The organism is Thiolapillus sp. (genome assembly GCF_048562965.1).
Classification (GTDB): Bacteria; Pseudomonadota; Gammaproteobacteria; order Chromatiales; family Chromatiaceae; genus Thiolapillus; species Thiolapillus brandeum_A.
Window position 1 is genome coordinate 1 of record NZ_JBHNMF010001662.1, and the last position, 522, is coordinate 522.

The 522-nt window shown below is 49.0% G+C and carries 1 protein-coding gene; it reads right to left on the reverse strand.

The window, feature by feature from the left end:
• Window positions 1-240: hypothetical protein (locus ACOCD2_RS26090; protein ID WP_419626445.1), on the reverse strand; the 240-nt coding region annotated here is incomplete at its 3' end.
• Window positions 241-522: the final 282 nt, after the last annotated feature.

Consider the following 522-nt stretch of genomic DNA (forward strand, 5'->3'; position numbering starts at 1 on the left):
GAGGCCAACGTAGGCGAGTCGCTCAATCATGTCATCCAATCGATAGCGCCGGTTGAACCGATACTCAAACTCTGCAAGATACCTGGGAAGCGGTGTCCAGTCATATGGGAGCCAAGTACGGAGCAGCAACGAGCTTGCGGAGTTGTTGCGTAGTGCTGGGTGACCAGGACGGCTGGGGCACAAATAGGTTGTCAAAGGCCGAGTCGATTTTGGGGACTGGGATGCCCCAAAATCTATCACGAGGTCGAAGACACGCTTGCAAGCGCGGATTCAACTCACAAGTGAAATGGCTGGAGGGGATGGAGCGAAAGCGTAACCAGGAACAGCCCGAGCCGAAAGGAAATGCACTATAAGTTATTGAAATTCTCTGTGATCTTGACTTTACCCTCAACCACAAAAATCCCAGGTTCATCAATTATTAACATTGACATAAAAAGGAGCCTCCCCCCATAACTGCCCATTTTCATAGATTTTTATCTCCATGTCTGTTCTTGTGCATCCTTTTGTGCGTGAATCCTCTTC